The organism is Microbispora catharanthi (assembly GCF_006334915.2).
GTDB classification, from domain to species: domain Bacteria; phylum Actinomycetota; class Actinomycetes; order Streptosporangiales; family Streptosporangiaceae; genus Microbispora; species Microbispora catharanthi.
In genome coordinates, this window is record NZ_VDMA02000003.1 from 72,203 (window position 1) to 89,202 (window position 17,000).

Annotated in this window: 13 protein-coding genes; 6 read left to right on the forward strand and 7 right to left on the reverse strand. The window is 71.5% G+C overall.

Annotated elements, in window-relative coordinates; all coding sequences use genetic code 11:
- The first annotated feature begins 102 nt into the window (after positions 1–102).
- From FH610_RS06085 to FH610_RS06095, 3 genes are all read left to right on the forward strand, one after another.
- Complete coding sequence (locus tag FH610_RS06085; protein ID WP_240808792.1) at positions 103–1,272, forward strand: glycoside hydrolase family 10 protein; 1,170 nt, start codon at positions 103–105, stop codon at positions 1,270–1,272.
- Positions 1,273–1,384: 112 nt separating this feature from the next.
- Entirely contained in the window at positions 1,385–2,371 is a 987-nt protein-coding gene (locus FH610_RS06090; protein ID WP_139573317.1) for an ATP-binding cassette domain-containing protein, read from the forward strand.
- Entirely contained in the window at positions 2,368–3,213 is an 846-nt protein-coding gene (locus FH610_RS06095; protein ID WP_139573318.1) for an ABC transporter permease, read from the forward strand. The genes FH610_RS06090 and FH610_RS06095 overlap by 4 nt, the downstream gene beginning before the upstream one ends.
- A 1-nt stretch (position 3,214) precedes the next feature.
- Here the strand turns inward: FH610_RS06095 and FH610_RS06100 are convergent, their stop codons facing one another.
- The 3 genes from FH610_RS06100 to FH610_RS06110 are packed head-to-tail and all read right to left on the reverse strand — an operon-like array spanning position 3,215 to position 7,902.
- On the reverse strand, positions 3,215–6,385 hold the full coding sequence (locus FH610_RS06100) for an ATP-binding protein (RefSeq protein ID WP_139573319.1): 3,171 nt from the start codon (positions 6,383–6,385) through the stop codon (positions 3,215–3,217).
- A 59-nt stretch (positions 6,386–6,444) separates the two neighbouring features.
- Positions 6,445–7,236, reverse strand: coding sequence for an alpha/beta fold hydrolase (locus tag FH610_RS06105; RefSeq protein WP_139573320.1), 792 nt, complete (start codon positions 7,234–7,236; stop codon positions 6,445–6,447).
- A gap of 21 nt (positions 7,237–7,257) precedes the next feature.
- Positions 7,258–7,902, reverse strand: a complete 645-nt coding sequence (locus tag FH610_RS06110; RefSeq protein WP_139573321.1) for a dihydrofolate reductase family protein — start codon at positions 7,900–7,902, stop codon at positions 7,258–7,260.
- Between the two features lie 98 nt (positions 7,903–8,000).
- Here FH610_RS06110 and FH610_RS06115 point away from each other — a divergent pair, with 98 nt between their 5' ends.
- Together FH610_RS06115 and FH610_RS06120 are read left to right on the forward strand one after the other, a co-directional pair.
- Positions 8,001–8,510 (forward strand): winged helix-turn-helix transcriptional regulator, encoded by a 510-nt coding sequence (locus FH610_RS06115; RefSeq protein ID WP_139573322.1) that lies wholly within the window; start codon positions 8,001–8,003, stop codon positions 8,508–8,510.
- Positions 8,507–9,196, forward strand: a complete 690-nt coding sequence (locus FH610_RS06120; RefSeq protein ID WP_276607633.1) for a cyclase family protein — start codon at positions 8,507–8,509, stop codon at positions 9,194–9,196. Before FH610_RS06115 ends, FH610_RS06120 begins: the two co-directional genes overlap by 4 nt.
- 8 nt (positions 9,197–9,204) lie before the next feature.
- On the opposite strand, the gene FH610_RS06125 is transcribed toward FH610_RS06120, so the two are convergent.
- The 3 genes from FH610_RS06125 to FH610_RS43550 all read right to left on the reverse strand — a co-directional run bounded on the left by FH610_RS06125 (position 9,205) and on the right by FH610_RS43550 (position 13,012).
- Complete coding sequence (locus FH610_RS06125; protein ID WP_139573673.1) at positions 9,205–11,130, reverse strand: acetoacetate--CoA ligase; 1,926 nt, start codon at positions 11,128–11,130, stop codon at positions 9,205–9,207.
- A gap of 62 nt (positions 11,131–11,192) precedes the next feature.
- Entirely contained in the window at positions 11,193–12,068 is an 876-nt protein-coding gene (locus FH610_RS43545) for a serine hydrolase (RefSeq protein ID WP_205825592.1), read from the reverse strand.
- Complete coding sequence (locus FH610_RS43550; protein ID WP_205825593.1) at positions 12,065–13,012, reverse strand: LysR family transcriptional regulator; 948 nt, start codon at positions 13,010–13,012, stop codon at positions 12,065–12,067. The genes FH610_RS43545 and FH610_RS43550 overlap by 4 nt, the downstream gene beginning before the upstream one ends.
- 108 nt (positions 13,013–13,120) lie before the next feature.
- Between FH610_RS43550 and FH610_RS06135 the strand changes: the two genes are divergently transcribed.
- Positions 13,121–14,668 (forward strand): penicillin-binding transpeptidase domain-containing protein, encoded by a 1,548-nt coding sequence (locus tag FH610_RS06135; RefSeq protein WP_139573323.1) that lies wholly within the window; start codon positions 13,121–13,123, stop codon positions 14,666–14,668.
- A 79-nt stretch (positions 14,669–14,747) separates the two neighbouring features.
- Here the strand turns inward: FH610_RS06135 and FH610_RS06140 are convergent, their stop codons facing one another.
- On the reverse strand, positions 14,748–16,931 hold the full coding sequence (locus tag FH610_RS06140) for an HNH endonuclease signature motif containing protein (RefSeq protein WP_152313694.1): 2,184 nt from the start codon (positions 16,929–16,931) through the stop codon (positions 14,748–14,750).
- Positions 16,932–17,000 lie beyond the last annotated feature (69 nt).

Consider the following 17,000-nt stretch of genomic DNA (forward strand, 5'->3'; position numbering starts at 1 on the left):
GCTCGCAATATTTCGGTGAAACTCCGAAACATTCGCCCACATTCGCGATTCTGTCCCGCGCCCGCCAAGCGATCAGGATCCGCAGGAGGAAGGACGGACGTTGTGAAGCCCCTCAAGGTCATGGCACAACCCGTAAGTCGACCCTCCCCCGTCGTCCGCCGCGTGCTCGTCCTCGGCGCCGTCGCGGCGCTGTCGACGGGCCTCGCGGTGGCCGAGATCCCCGCAGCGATCGCCACCGCCGACACGCCCGGCACCACGCTGGGCACCGCTGCGGCGCGCAGCGGACGCTACTTCGGCACGGCGATCAACGCGAGCAAGCTCGGCGACCCGGCGTACACCACGATCGCCGGCCGCGAGTTCGACATGGTGACGCCCGAGAACGAGATGAAGCTCGACGCCACCGAGCCCCGGCAGGGGCAGTTCGTCTTCACCAACGCCGACCGGATCGTCGACTGGGCCGTGGAGAACGGCAAGCGGGTCCGCGGCCACACCCTGGTCTGGCACTCCGGGCAGCCGCAGTGGCTGCAGAATCTCAGCGGCAGCGCGCTGCGTCAGGCGATGGTCGATCACATCAACGGCGTGATGGCCCACTACAAGGGCAGGATCTACGCCTGGGACGTGGTCGACGAGGCCTTCGCCGACGGCACCGGCGGCCGGCGTAACTCGAACTTCCAGCGCACCGGCGACGACTGGATCGAGGTCGCCTTCCGCGCCGCACGCGCCGCCGACCCGGCCGCCAAGCTCTGCTACGACGACTACAACATCGAGAACTGGACCTGGGCCAAGACCCAGGGCGTCTACGCCATGGTCAAGGACTTCAAGCAGCGCGGCGTGCCGATCGACTGCGTCGGCTTCCAGGCCCACTTCAACAGCGGCAGCCCCTACGACGGCGACTTCCGCACCACGCTGCAGAACTTCGCCGCCCTCGGGGTCGACGTCCAGATCACCCAGCTGGACATCCAGGGCGCCCCGGCCGCGACGTACGCCGCCGTGGCCGGCGACTGCCTGGCCGTCCCCCGCTGCGACGGCATCACGGTGTGGGGCGTGCGCGACCCCGACTCCTGGCGCAGCGGCGACACCCCGCTGCTGTTCGACGGCGACGGCGACAAGAAGCCCGCCTACACGGCGGTGCTCGACGCCCTCAACGCCGCCGTTCCCGGCACCTCGCCCAGCCCGACGCCGTCCCCTCGGAAGAGCTGCACCAGCAGATGGGTGAGGATCAAGCACCACGGCAACCGGACCTGGCCCCGGGTCTCCTGCCGTGCCGCCTGACGAACCGCCTGACGAACCGCTCCCGCAGGGCCCGCTAGATCGGATCTAGCGGGCCCCGCCCCGCGCCTGGCGCCTCTTCCGTGAACGGCCGGACGAACGGAGACGACAAATCATGCGAGACCTGGCAATAGAGACATCGGGGCTGGTCAAGACATTCGGCAAGAACCGCGCGGTGGACGGGCTCGACCTCACGGTGCCCGCGGGCACGGTGTACGGCGTGCTCGGCCCCAACGGGGCGGGGAAGACCACCGCGGTCAAGATGCTGGCGACCCTGCTGCGCCCGGACGGCGGCGAGGCCAGGGTGTTCGGCCACGACGTGCTGCGCGAGCCCGACGCCGTACGCAGCCGGGTGAGCCTGACGGGCCAGTACGCCTCGGTGGACGAGGAGATGACCGGGATGGAGAATCTGGTCCTGCTCGGCAGGCTGCTGGGCCACCGGAAGGCCGCCGCCAGGGACAGGGCCATGCGGCTGCTTGAGGCGTTCGGACTGACCGAGGCCGCCGGCCGGCAGGTCAAGAACTACTCGGGCGGCATGCGCAGGAGGCTGGACATCGCCGCCAGCATCCTCAACACGCCCGACCTGTTGTTCCTGGACGAGCCCACGACCGGCCTCGACCCGCGCAGCCGCAACCAGGTCTGGGACATCGTGAGGATCGTGGTCGCCCACGGCACGACCGTGCTGCTCACCACGCAGTATCTCGACGAGGCCGACCGGCTGGCCGGGCGCATCGCGGTCGTCGACCACGGCAGGGTCATCGCCGAGGGCACGCCCGGCGAGCTCAAGTCGTCGGTGGGCTCGGGGTCGGTGCACGTACGGCTGCGGGACGCCGCGCAACGGCCCGAGGCTGAGCGGGTGCTGGCCGGGGAGCTGAACACCCAGGTTCACCTGGAGGCCGACCCCGTGGCCCTGACCGCCCGCATCGCCGGAGAGGACGCGGACGCCGGTGCGGAGCGGGCCTCGCGTGCCCTCGCCGCGCTGGCGGCGTCGGGCATCGTCGTGGACGACTTCTCCCTCGGCCAGCCCAGCCTCGATGAAGTCTTCCTGGCACTCACGGACAAGGCTCTCACCGACAAGGAAATGGAGGAGACGGCGGCATGAGTGCCACGACCACCGAGACCGGCACGTCCTTCGTCCCCGCGGCCGACACGCTGGGCGCGGTGCTGGCCCCCGGGGCACGCCCGCCGCGCCCCGGCGCCCTGTCGGCCTCGCTGACCTTCGGCTGGCGGGCGATGCTGAAGATCAAGCACGTGCCCGAGCAGCTGTTCGACGTCACCGCGTTCCCGATCATGATGACGTTGATGTTCACCTACCTTTTCGGCGGTGCGCTGGCGGGCTCGCCGACGGAGTATCTGCAGTTCCTGCTGCCGGGCATCATGGTGACGAGCGTGGTCATGATCACGATGTACACCGGGGTCGAGGTCAACAAGGACATCGAGAAGGGCGTCTTCGACCGTTTCCGCACGCTGCCGATCTGGCGGCCGTCGACCATGGTCGGCTACCTGCTCGGCGACGCGTTCCGCTACACGATGGCCGCGACGGTCATCCTCGTGGTCGGCCTGGTGCTGGGCTTCCGCCCGCAGGGCGGGGTCGTCGGCGTGCTGGCCGCGATCGCGCTGCTGGTGGTCTTCTCGTTCGCGTTCTCGTGGATCTGGACGATGTTCGGGCTGCTGCTGCGCAGCGAGAAGTCGGTGATGGGGGTCAGCATGCTGGTGCTGTTCCCGCTCACCTTCCTCAGCAACGTCTACGTGGACCCGCAGACCATGCCGGGCTGGCTGCAGGCGTTCGTCGGAGTCAACCCCATCTCCCACCTGGTCACCGCGGCGCGTTCGCTGATGGCGGGCAGTCCGGACGCCGGGGAGATCACTTGGGTGCTGGTCTGCGGCGCGGTGTCGATCGTGGTCTTCGGCGCGCTGACCATGCGCCTCTACAACCGCAAATAGGTCACAGGCGCCAGGTGATCTCGTGGTCGGGCTGGTAGCGGCAGGTGGCGCCGGTGGAGACGGCGGCGCGCAGATGGGCGGCCATCGCGGGATGAAGCCGGTCGAGCTTGCGCAGCACGTCGCGGATTCGGGCGGTGACGGCCTTGCGGGCGCGCTCGGCCTCGTCGCCGAGGCGGCGGTCGCGCCCGCCGAGCCCGGAGGCGGAGCGCAGCTCGGTCAGCAGGGCCGCCCGTTCCCTGTCGAACTCGGCCGCCCGGCCGTCGTCTCCCCGCTCGGCCGCCCGGTCGATCTCCTCGTCGAGCAGGGCGAGCCGGTGCCGGTATCGCGCCTTGGCCTCCTCGTCGAGGACCGCGTCGCCGCCCATCCCCCGGGCGGCGACGACGAGCTCCCCGCCCTCCGGGGCGAGCAGCCGTACGGCGGGCAGGTCGGCCCCGGGGTGGTGCAGCAGGCAGTGGAGGTCGCGCAGACCCTTGGCGTCGGGCAGGTGGACGGTGTGACCGCCGAACCCCAGGGTCCAGACCGCGCCGTCCCGCCGGAACTCGGCTCCGGTGCCGGGCGTACGACTCCTGCGGACGCGCTCCAGAACATGCCGCATGCCAAGCCGGCGTGCTTCGCCCTCCACGTCGTCCAGCAGCTTCCCGGCCTCCTCCGCGTCGCCCGGGCGGCCCCGGCGCAGCAGCGCCTCACCGAGATGCGCCCGCGCCTCGACGGACCACGGGCGGGCGAGGAGCAGCTCGGCGGAGTGCCAGGCGGCGGTGAACCCGTCGACCGCCTCGTCCCAGCGTTCCTGCGCCGCGTCGACGAGAGCCCGCAGGAGGACCACCGGGCCGCCGATGTCCCAGCCGTACATCGACACCGCCCAGTTGCCGAGGTAGGGGTCGAGCTCGGCCCGCGCCTTCTCGCACAGCTCCGGGTCGCGCGACCACGCGGCGACCATGGCCTGGAACCGCAGCCACAGGGGCTGTATCGAGCGCCGCGGCTCGCCTCTGGCCAGGGTGTCGCGCAGGTGGCGCAGCGCGGTCGCGCCGTCTCCCCTTCGCAGCGCGGTCATCGCCTCCAACAGCCCCGGGCAGGGGTGCCGGCTCCTGCGCAGCGCGCGGTGGATCTCGTCCAGGCCGTCGTCGCGGCCCTGGAGCATCCGCACCGCCCAGCGGTGGTGGTCCAGCATGTACGCGAAGTGGTCGTGCCCGTGCTCGAACCGGGCGAGCTCGTCGAGCAGGGTCTCCGCCTGGCCGAAGTCGCCCGTGAGCGCGGCGATGATGCTGCGGTCGCTGGCCGTGGCCATGTCGATGCGCGGCAGGTCGGCGCGGCCGCCGAGCGCGACGAACTCGCGGAACTGGCCGAGATAAGCGGGGTCGCCCTGCTCGAGCAGAGCCACCCAGCGCAACGCGGCGGCGATGCTCTCCATCGCCACGTCGCCGGTGCGGCGGGCCAGGGTCAGCAGCTCGCCGGTGAGCGCCGCCCTCTCCGGTGCGGTGCCCAGGCCCCAGATGGCGTCGTGGAAGGCCCACAGACTGAAGGCAAGCGCCTCGTCGTCCTCGCCGCGCCGGGCGAGCAGCGCCACATGGATGGCCAGCTCCCGCGCGAGGTGGTCGAGGGAGAGCTCCTCGCCGGGAGGGCGGCCGTCCCGGACCAGCTCGCCGTGCGCCTCCCGCAGCAGGTCGGCGACCAGCGGGCCGCCGTCGCCGCCACAGGCCGCGTAGACGGACAGCGCCACCCGGGCGACCAGCTCGGGCTCGCCGGTCTCCCGCGCGACGGCGGCCGCCTCCTCGAACGCACGCCGGCCGCCGTCGCCATCGTCCCCGTGGGAGAGCTCGCGGCCGAGTTCGAGTGCGACCACGACACGCCGGCGCGGCTCACCGGCGACGGCGGCCAGTTCGAGCGCCCTGCGGTAGTGCCCGAGCGCCTCCTCGCCGGCCAGGCGAGCGGCCGCGTCACGGGCCGCGGCGAGCAGCCGGTCCACCGCGCGGGCCGGCTCGACGTGGTGACCGGCGAGGTAGGCGTGCCGGGCCACGTCGGCGGGGAGCACATGCTCGGCGAGGGCGGGCGATCGGTCGACGGCGTGGACGACCGCGGCGTGCCGCCGGGACGCCGCCTTCTCGTCGAGAGACTCGTAGAGCGTCTGGCGCACCAGGTCGTGCACGAACGCGAACTCCTCCCCGCCCCGTGCCTCCCCGCCCCTCGCTACCACGAGCCGGGCGGCCACCGCCTGGTCGAGCAGCCGTTCCACCTGAAGAACGGGAACGGCGGCGACGGCGGCCAGCACCTGGCGATGGAATTCACGCCCGAGCAGCGCGGCGGTGACGAGAAGGTCCACGACCGGCGCGGGCAGCAGGGACAGCCGGCGCAGCAGGGTGTCGCGGACACCGGGAGCGATCGTGGTGACGGAACCGCCGCTGCGCCACAGCCGCGCCGTCTGCTCCACGAAGAAGGGGTTGCCGCCGGTGCGCCGGTGCACCTCGGCGACGAGGTCGGCGGACGGGTTCCGGCCGGCGGCGCGGGTCATCAGCGCGCCGACCTCCTCGCGTTCGAGCCCGGTCAGGGTGACCGTGGTCGCCCGCGCCACGAGCGGCAGCACGAGGGGCCGCAGCGGATGGTCCGCCGACTCCACCTCCACGTCGCGGTAGGTGCCCATCAGCAGCATCCGCTCGAACCAGGTGTGCTGGGCCGCGAACTCCAGCAGCCTGAGCGACGCGGCGTCCGCCCAGTGGAGGTCTTCGAGCACGACCACCAGGGGACGGCTCTGCGACACCGCCACCAGGGCGCTCGTCACCGCGTCGTACAGCCGGAAGCCCTCGGCCGCGTCGGCGCTCGGCGACTCGCCCAGCAGCGCGGGCAGTCCGGCGCCCGCGGCGTCCTCGGCCGCCGCCCACTCCTCGGGCGCGGCGCACCGCCGCAGCCCGCGCAGGATCTGCACCCAGGGCCAGTAGCCCGGGGCGCTGTCGGAGTCCCAGCACGATCCGCTGAGGACCAGCGCGCCCAGACGCCTGGCCTCCTCGGCCGCGCTGGTGACGAGCGTGGTCTTGCCGATGCCGGCCTCACCGGCGACCAGCGTCAGGCCGCCGTGGCTGCCGACCGCCCGTGCGATCTCGGCGCGCAGCATCGCGGCAGGATGCTCCCTGCCGATCAGCTCGGTGCCGATCAGTCCAGTGCTCGCGCCGTCGATTCGCATGCCGACTCGAAGGTATCCGCCCGCTCCGACAATTTCCGGCGTCCGGCGCCGGCAGACGCTCAGCCGAAGAACTTCGTGAGGATCTGCGCCAGCGCCGCCGGCCGGTGCAGCACCCCGTGGTCCTCTCCGGGCATCACCAGGAGTTCGGCGCCGGGCACGGTCGCCGCGACGGCCTTCGTGCCCTCCGCCAGGTTCGGCGCGGTCTGATCGCCGTACACCGCCAGCACCGGCACGCCGATCCCGGCGAGCCGGTCGAACGGCATCACCTGCCAGGGCGCGCTGACCAGCACGTCGTACGGCAGGCTCGGGGCCTTGTCGGCCAGGAACGCCCACTCCTCCCCGGCCTTCATCCCCGCGATCGCCTCGGTCGGGACCCCGACCGCCTCGTGGAGGAACAGCTCCACCGCGCCGTCGCGGTCACCGGCGGCCACCACGGCCTTGAGCCGGTCGTAGATGTCGGCCGCCGGCCTCGGCTGGTTCTCGTCGGCGCAGTACGGCGGCTCGTAGACGGCCACCCGGTCGATCGGCAGCCCGCGCATGGCCCCCTCCAGCACGAGGACGGCGCCCGAGGAGTGCCCGAACACCGAGGCCCGGCCGCCCACGTGTTCGATGACGGCCGCCAGGTCGTCGATCTCGTTGGCGACCTGGTAGTCGTCGCTCTTGTCGTCGCTGCCCACCCGGCCTCGCCGGTCGTAGGTCACGACGGTGAACGCCGGCGCGAGTTCGGCGCCGAGCCCGGCCACGGTCGAGCGGTCGTTGAACGCGCCGCCGACGAGGATCACCGGCGTGCCCTGGCCGATCGCGTCGACGGCGAGGATCGTGCCGTCCTTGGACGTGATGTTCTCGGTCATGTCTGTCAGCCTTCCAGGGGTCTACCGTCGTGTGAAGGTCATGTGGGTGACGCCGCTCGGGGTGGTCACGGACTCGATGCGGAAGCGCTTCTCGAGTCCTTCGAGCCCGTCCCACAGGCGTTCGCCACGGCCCAGGATGATCGGGACGACGGCGATGTGCATGTGGTCGATCAGGTCGGCGGCCAGGAACTGGCGGACGGTGCTCGGCCCGCCGCCGATCCGCACGTCGAGGCCGCCCGCGGCCTCGCGGGCCTGACGCAGCGCCTCTTCCGGCGTGGCGTCGATGAAGTGGAACGTGGTGCCGCCCTCCATCTCCACCGAGGGCCGGGTGTGGTGGGTCAGGACGAAGACCGGCGTGTGGAACGGCGGGTTCGGCCCCCACCATCCGCTCCATTCGTGGTCCTCCCACGGGCCGCGCTGGGGGCCGAACTTGTTGCGGCCCATGATCTCCGCGCCGATGCCCGCGTCCCACGTACCGGCGACGGCGTCGTCGACCCCGGTGCTGCCGCCGGTCTTCCCCTGCATGGCCTGGAGGGTCCGGGTCGTGAAGAACCACTCGTGGAGCCGCCCGCCTGCGTGGCCGAACGGCTCGTCCAGGCTCTGCCCCTCGCCCGTGGCGAAGCCGTCCAGAGAGACGGAGAAATTGTGCACTCTGACACGAGACATTGCTGATCTCCTGTATCCGACCACTGCTTGCGGATTGCAACTACTAAGATTGAGCGTAGACTAGGTAGTGGCAAAACGCAATCAGTTGGAGGTCGGTCATGCGAGACGAGCCGCGGTCAGGATGTGCGATCAACGCGGCAGTGGAGGCGTTCGGAGACAGATGGAGCCTCATCGTCCTGCGCGACGTGGTCTTCGGCGGGCGCCGGCACTTCCGTGACCTGCTCGCCAACTCCGAGGAGGGTATCGCGTCGAACATTCTCAGCAGCCGCCTCAAGGCCCTCGTCGCCGGAGGCCTGCTGAGCCACGAGGAAGCGGGGCGAGGACGGCGAGGGACCTACAGCCTCACCGAGGCGGGCATCCAGACGGTTCCGGTCATGGTCGCGCTCGGCTCCTGGGGCCTGCGCCATCGGCCGACGACACCGGAGCTGACCATCCGGGCGCGACTGCTGGAGGAGGGCGGCCCGCCCCTCTGGGAGGACCTGATGGACGAACTGCGCGAGGCGCACCTGGGCATCCCCCGCCCCGACCCCGATCGCCCCCGCGCCTCCCAGCTGCTCCAGGATGCGTACGAACGGGTCCTGGCGACGTCATCGACAATGGAGACGTGACATCCGAAGATCAGCAGCACCCGCGCGGCCGTGTCGTCGAACTCAGTCATGTGGTCCGGCACGGCATGGTCACCTATCCGGGCCTGCCCGCACCGGAGATCGGCGATCACCTGACGCGCGAGGACTCCCGGGGCCGTTACGCCCCGGGCACCGAGTTCCAGATCGGCCGCATCACGATGGTGGCGAACACCGGCACCTACCTCGACACTCCGTTCCACCGGCTCGCGGAGGGCGAGGACCTGGCCCAGATCGACCTGTCCCGGCTGGTCGACGTCCCCGGTCTGCTGATCGACGTCTCCGGCTCCCTCCGGCGCGGCATCGGCGTCGACGCGTTCGAAGGCCACGACGTCAGGGGGCGCGCGGTCCTACTGCGTACGGGCTGGGACAGGCACTGGGGCAGCCCGGCCTACGGCGACCCGGAGCATCCCTTCCTGACGGCGGACGCGGCCGCCCTGCTCGCCGAGCGGCAACCGGCCGTCGTCGGCATCGACAGTGTCAACATCGACGACATGGCCGACGGGCTCCGCCCGGCCCACACCGCCCTGCTCACCGCCGGCATCCCGATCATTGAGCACATGCGCGGACTGGAACGGCTGCCGCACACCGGGTTCCGGCTGCACGCGGCGCCCGTCGCCGTGTCCGGCATGGGCACGTTCCCCGTCCGGGCGTACGCCCTCGTCTTCTGACGAAGCGATCAACGCTCGGGCGCGAAATGGGTGAGCACCTCGGGGTTGGCCATGGCGTCGGGGTTGGCGGCCTTCTCGACCGGGGTGCCGAGCAGGATCTTCCGTACGGGGACCTCCAGCTTCTTGCCCGACAGCGTCCTCGGGATGCCGGGGACCACGTGGATCTCGTCGGGCACGTGCCGGGGCGACAGCTCGGTGCGCAGGGCCGTACGCAGGCGAGATGTCAGCTCGTCGGAGAGGGACGCGCCGTCGGCGAGGGTGACGAACAGCAGCAGCCTGCCCTCCTGGCCGAGCTGCCCGGTGTCGATGACGAGGCTGTCGGCGATCTCCTCGAAGCGCTCCACGACACGGTAGAACTCGCTGGTGCCCATCCGTACGCCGCCGCGGTTCAGGGTGGAGTCGGAGCGGCCGTAGATGACGCAGCCGCCGTCGGGGAGGATCTTGATCCAGTCGCCGTGCCGCCAGACGCCCGGGTAGTCGGCGAAGTACGACTCCCGGTAGCGGTCGCCCGAAGGGTCGTTCCAGAACATGACCGGCATGGACGGCATGGGCCGGGTGATGACGAGTTCCCCCACCTCGCCCACCATCGAGGCACCCGCGGGGTCGAAGGACTCGACGGACGCGCCGAGGCAGCGGCACGGGATGACGCCGGCCCGGATCGGCAGCAGCGGCACCGCGCCGACGAACCCGGTGCACACGTCGGTGCCGCCGGAGAACGAGCCGAGCTGCACGTCGGGCTTCACATCCGAATAGACCCAGGCGAACCCCTCGGGCGGCAGCGGCGAGCCGGTCGAGCCGATCCCGCGCAGCCGGTCGAGCCCCTGTGGCTTCACCCCCGCCTTCATCGACGCCATGATGTACGGCGCGCCGGTGCCGAAGTACGTCACGCCCTCCTCGGCGGCGAGCCGCCACAGGGCGCCGGTGTCGGGGTGGGCCGCGCTGCCGTCGTACAGCAGGACGGTGGACCCCACCAGCAGGCCGCCGATGAGGTAGTTCCACATCATCCAGCCGGTGGTGGTGTACCAGAAGAACACATCGCCCTCGCCGAGGTCCTGGTGGAAGGACAGCGACTTGAGGTGCTCAAGCACGATCCCGCCGTGGCCGTGGACGATGGGCTTGGGCAGGCCGGTGGTGCCGGACGAGTACAGCACCCACAGGGGATGGCCGAACGGCACCCGCTCGAACTCCAGCGGCGCGGACTCGCCGCGAAGGTCGTCCCAGCTCAGCGCGGTATCCGGGGCGTCGTCAGGCGCGTCGGCGCCGAGCGCCGGGATCCAGACGGTGGCCTGCAGCGTCGGCAGCTTCCCGGCGATCTCGCGCACCACCTCCGACCGGTCGTACGCCTTGCCGCCGTAGCGGTAGCCGTCCACCGCGACCAGCACCTTCGGCTCGATCTGTGCGAACCGGTCGGTCACGCTGGGCGCGCCGAAGTCGGGCGAGCAGGAGGACCAGATCGCCCCGAGCGAGGCGGTGGCCAGGAAGGCGATGAGGGCCTCGGGGATGTTCGGAACGTAGGCGGCGACCCGGTCACCACGCCCGACGCCCAGCCGCGCGAGACCCGCCCGGACCCGGGCGACCTCCTCGCGGAGCTCGCCGAGCGAGTACTGCCAGCGGCTGCCCGATTCATTGCGGAAAATCACCGCCGTCCGGCCGGGGTGGCCGCGCAGCGCGTTCTCGGCGTAATTCAGAGCCGATCCCGCGAACCATTCGGCGTCCGGCATCGTTCCCTGGATGACGGGCCCGTCGCCACGCGTACCGACCACGCCGAAGTAGTCCCATATGGACGTCCAGAAGTCGGCCGGAGACTCGACCGACCACTTCCAGACGTCCTCGTAGTCCCCGGTACGGCCCAGTCGTTCCATGTAACGGGTGATCCGGGCCGCACGTACGACGTCGGGCGTGGGTTCCCAGAGCAGAGCGCCTTCCTCGACCATGCCCCCATCTTTGCCACGCTTGAGCCGCATGTCACCCTCCCCGCCCACATAGAAAGGGTCTGTCATATGTGGGTTCTGAGCTGGTCGATCGCCATCCGGGCGGCGGCCCCGATCGCGGCGTCCGCCCGCGGCTGGTTCTGCGCCGTGCTCAACGACCGGGTGAACACGGCCACGGCGTAGCGCCCGCCGTCGGGATACTCGACCACCCCGACCTCGTTGCGGAGCGTGGGCAGCGTGCCCGTCTTGCCGCTCACCGCGACGTCGTCGAACGGGAACCCCGAGGCCAGCCGGTGCGGCCACACCTGCAGGGCCATGAGGCGGCGGATCGCCGCACAGGAGGCCGCCCCCGCCGCCTCGTCACGCCAGATCATCGCCAGCAGACCGGTCATCTCGCGCGGTGTGCTCCGGTTGCCCACCGCCGGGTCGAGCGCGCGCAGCCGCGCCACCACCTCGGGGTCGGTGCACGCCTGGGTCACGGCCGACTGGTCCGCCACACCCGCGTCCACCCACAGGCTGGTGAGCATGTCGCGGCAGTCCTGCACCACCCGCGTCGCCGTCAGCCCGAGGCCGTCGAGCAGCGTGTTGACCGCCTCCCGGCCCACCCGGGCGAGCAGCACGTCGGCCGCGGTGTTGTCGCTCACCGCCATCATCAGGTATGCCAGGTCGCGCAGCGACAGCGTGGCGTCGTCCAGCATCGCCGCCAGCCCGGTGCCCCCACTCGTACGGTCCGCCGCCGGCACGCCGACACGTTCGGTGAGGTCGAGCAGCCCGCGCTCGGCCTGGCGGTGCAGTTCCAGCAGCAGGGGCACCTTGAAGACCGACGCGAGCACCACCGGCTCGTCGGCCCGCAGGCCCACCTCGCGCCCGTCGTCGATGTCGACCGCGTGCAACCATCCGGTGACGCCGGCGTTGCGGAACACCCGCTCCACGGGGTTCACGCGAGCAACCCGGTCGCGGGGCGCGGCGTCACCCGCGGCGCGGGCGGCACGCCTTCGTCCACCATGCCGGCGCTCTCTTTCAGCACCTGTACGGCCACGGTCGTGAAGTCTCGCACGTACGGCCCCGGCTCGGTGCGCCAGGCCGGGGAGCAGCGCCAGGCCAGGGGCGTGCCCGCGAGGGGCCGCCACACCACGCCCGGCACCTCGGCGGGGGCGCCGAACGCGACGGCCGTGCCGGACAGGACCAGGCCGAGGGCGAACTCCACCCGGTCGGTGCAGACGATGTCGGCCGGGACGAAGCCACCCCGGCGGCACGAGGCCAGCGTGTCGTCGTACAGGCCGGGCTCGGCGTCCCGGGGAAACAGCACCAGGTCCCGCCCGGCCAGGTCGCCGAGGTGCACGGTCGCCCAGGCGGTCAGCTCGTCGTCTTCCGCCAGCAGGACGCCCGGATGCCGGACGAGCACCGGCCCGTACGCGAGCCCGTTCGCGGCGACCGGATGACGCAGCAGCCCGACGTCGAGCCTGCCCTCCAGCAACGCGGCGACCTGCGCGGCCGTGCCCATCTCGGTCAGCGACAGCCGTACGTCGGGGCGGCGGTCGCGGAACCCAGCGATGAGCGCAGCAAGCACGGCGGCGCCGAGGTCGGCGGGGACGCCCGCCCGCACGACCGCCGCGTCGCCGCGCGCCAGGTCGGACATGAGGTCGCGCATCCGCTCGACCCTGGCGACGATCTCGCGGGCCTCGGGCACCAGCAGCCGTCCCGCCTCGGTCAGCGCCACCCGTCGGCTCGACCGCTCGAACAGGCGCACGCCCAGCTCCTCCTCCAGACGCCTGATTCGCTGGCTCAGCGGCGGCTGCGCCATCCCCAGCCGCGCGGCCGCGTTCCCGAAATGCAGCTCTTCCGTCACGACCAGGAAGTAGCCGAGATGCCGGACAAGGTCCACGAGCTGGGAGCATATCCGAATTGCACATAAAGCGCGTTGATATCCATATTGGACATCCTCCCGGCTGGTCTGCTGCTCTTGGCGTGCACTCGACTCGAAGGGGGACGCATGCGAGAGCGAAGGCGCTGGCCGTACGTCACGGCGGCGGTGCTCGTGCCGGTGGTGGCCGCGGGGGTCACGGTGTGGGCGCTGCGGACGAAGGGATCGCCTGAGGAGACCGCGCGGGACTTCCTCGCGGCCTGGTCACGCTCGGACTACGCGGCGATGCGCACACTCGCCGCCGACCCGCCGGCCGGCTTCGAAAGCACGTACCGCCGTTTCCACGACGACCTGAAGCTCACCGGGCAGCGATTCCAGGTGACGAGCGTCCAGGACGACACCGTGCGGTTCCGGGCCCGGCTGACCGGCCCGCTACCCATCGCGTACGACGGGAGACTCCGCCTGGTCGAGCACGACCGCGCCTGGAAGGTGGCATGGACGCCGGCGGCCGTCCACCCCCGGATGACCGACGGCATTCGGGTCAAGCTCACCACCGTGCCCGCGGAGCGCGCCCCGATCACCGCCGCCGACGGCACCCGCATCGACACGCCGGACACGCCCGGCTCCGTGCAGCAGATCGTCGAGGGGCTGCGCGAGCAGTACGCCTCCCGCCTGACCGGCACCGCGTCCGCCCGGGCCGACCTGGTCGACGGCCGTACGGGCTCGAAGGTCGCGACGCTCGCCGAGGGCGGATCGAAGCCCGGCAGGCCGCTGCCGACCACCCTCGACCTGCGCGTGCACCGGGCGGGGGCGCAGGCCCTGGAGGGCGTGGACAAGCCCGCCTCGCTCGTCGCGCTGCGCCCGTCGACGGGCGAGGTCCTCGCAGTGGTCAACAAGCCGGGTGGCTACAACCGCGCCCTGCTCGGCACGTACCCGCCCGGCTCGACCTTCAAGATCGTGACCGCCTCGGCCCTGGTGGCCGGTGGCGTCACGCCCGGTCAGACCGTCGAGTGCCCGGCCGAGAAGACGATCGGCGGCTTCCCGTTCCACAACGCCGAGTTCCACGACTACGGCACGCTGCGCTTCGTCGACGCCTTCGCCCACTCGTGCAACACGACGTTCGGCGACATGGCGGTGCGGCGCCTCGGTGCTGACCGCCTGTCCAAGGTGGCCTCCGACTTCGGTTTCGGCGCCAGCATCAAGATCGGGGTACCGGCCGTGGACGCCGCCTTCCCCGCGCCGCATGACGACACCGACCTCGCGTCCGCAGCCATCGGCCAGGGGCGCGTCCTGGCCAGCCCGCTGAACATGGCCGCCGTCGCGGGCGCCATCGCCGCGGGCACCTGGCGGCAACCCCGGCTGGTCCCGGCCTCGCTCGTCCCGGACGGCGGCACGCCCCCGCGTCCGCTGGAGCCCGCGGTGGTGTCCGCGCTGCGCCGTCTCATGCCCGCCGTCGTCAGCGAGGGCACCGCCAGCGGCGTGTCCTTCCCCGCCGGCACGGCCGGCAAGACCGGCACGGCCGAGTACGGCTCAGCCGAGAAGGGCAAGAACCCCCCTACGCACTCCTGGTTCATCGGCTACAAGGGCGACCTGGCCTTCGCCGTCGTGGTCGAGGGCGGCGGCACCGGAGCGCAGGTGGCGGCCCCCGTCGCGGCCCGCTTCCTCAAAGCACTGTGACTTCGGCACTGTGGCTTCGCAGCAAAGCACTGTGATCTCGCCCATCGCGCCGTCCGGGCCTTTCTGCGAGGCACCTCTCTCACTCCCGTAGCCGCCGGCCTCTGGAGGGGTTGCGGTAGGTGAAGGCCCAGCGGTCGGTGCCGGCTTTGCGGCGGGTGTAGCGGTCGGGGTGGCGGTAGCGGTCGCGGTTGTGGAACTGGCAGGCCGGTCCGAGCAGTTTCAGGTCCGTGAGGCCACCGCTGCTCCAGTTGTCGGCGTGGTCGATCTGGCACATGGTGGCGGGCAGTGGGCAGCCGTCGATCCAGCAGGTGGCGTAGCGGGCGAACACCGCCCTGCGTTGGGCGGGGGTGGCCAGGCGGACCTTGCGGCCCATGTCCAGCACTTGCCCCTCGGCGTCCATCACCAGGCGCACCAGGCTGCTGGTGCGGGCAAGGCGGTGCACGCTGGAGACGGGCAGCATCTGTCCGGTCGCCAGCAACACCCCCGGCGCCGCTCCCAGCACCGCCCCTGGCGCTGTTCCCGGTGGCCTCTCTGGCACGCCCCACTCCGATCCCGGTGTCCCCGGCGCACACGAGCACCGTGCCTCGCCGCCGCACCCGCACCCGCCCTCGCCATGCCTCCGATGCTCGTGGCCGTGGCCCTCACACGTGCCCTGCCCATGCCGGCAGTCCCCCGCAAGCCGATGCCCGGCGTGGGCGTGATGCGCGGAGGCATCCTCGGGAGGAGGATCCGGCAATTGCGCTGTGTACGAAGGCGCTGCGTGCGGGGACGTGCTACCGCCGCAGGTAGGCGATGCTGCTGCGCGCCTGGGGTCTGCTTCAGCTTGGGCCGCGGCACGGTCGAGGTCTCCGCCCTTGGCGGGTGCGGTGTCATCGCCCTCGGCAGAGGCGGCGCTCGCGGTGTCGTGCTCGCTGATCCGCGGCTCACGGGCCCCGCGCCCATCGGTCCCATGCTCACAGGTCTCGTGCTCACCGGCTCCGGGATCGCGAGGCTCCTCGTCGCGAAGTCCGGCGGTGGCACGGTCGGCGCTCTCGACAACGGCGTCCGCGGCTACATCGGCACCGCCATCTGTTTCCGAACCGGCAGCTGCCCCGGCCTCGCCCGGGTCGGCGTCGCTGGCGTTGGTGTCCTCGCTGTCCCGGCCGTCCTCGTCGGCCTCGGCGCCCTCCGCGTCCTCGGCACGCTCGGCATTCTGGGCATCCTGGGCGTCTTCGGCCTCGGCGGGGTGGTCGGTGCCGGGGTCAGCGGGTTGGGGGTCGGTGGGGAGGGATTCGGCGGTGACCAGGACCAGGAGCTCGGCGGCGATCTTCTGCTCCAGCAACGCGATGAACGCATCCGCCTGCCGGACCCGCAACGGCCGGTCGTCCCCTTCTGCGCGCGGCTTGGCGTAGGCGTCCAGCAGGGCCCGCAGCCGGGCGGCCGCCTCACGCGGCAGGTAGAACTCCCCCTCCACGCCCCCACCCCTGGTCGGGCGGACCCTCAAAAACCGCCGCCCATAATCCGCCCGCTCATCCCGCTCCTCCCCATCGGGATCCAGCACCGCCCGCAGATAACGCCCGGCTTTGGCCACCTCCGCCGCACCTGCCTTACCCGCCAACTCCAGCAAAATCGACTCAGCCAGGGCGGCGTGCTCATCACTCAACTGCGCAGTGGCCGCGCAGATCGCCTCCACCACCCCCGCCGCCAACCCACCCGCAGCGAACCGCTCCCGCACCCGCGGCAGACGCGCCAACTCCACCGCCAGCGTGATCAGACGCCCCGCCCCCGCGACGCTCATCCCTCCGGCGGTGCGCAACCAACTGCGGGTCGAGGCATGCCCATGCCCCTTGGCCCGCCCCGCACCATGCACCCGCCCCACCCGCTCAGCAAGAGCACACGTGATCCGATCCCGCGCGAACAACAACTCCTCCGCCTCAGCAAGACAGACATCCACATCCTCCGGCACCGCCGCCAACGCCAACGCCTGCGCCGACTCACGCAGAGAACCCACCAACACCCACGACGACCGGCCCCTGTCCCGAACGGCACCGGCTCCACAACCACCGGCACTATCGACGCTGTCGGTGCTGTCAGCCTTGGTGTGGCTCGCGTGCCGCGGAAGCTCGGAGTCGATGATCGGAAAGTGCTCGTGGGCGAGCGAACCCTCGGCCGACCACAACCGGGAACCGGAAGTCAACCGGTCCCACCAGTCGCCAGAGCTATCAGAGCTATCAGAGCTATTCGAACGACGAGAGTGCTCGGGATCCGAATCAAACAGATCCATCACACCCTCCTCACGTAATTCGAAAATCTTTATGAATTCTTTCACTCCTTCTCCGCAGAAAGCAACCGG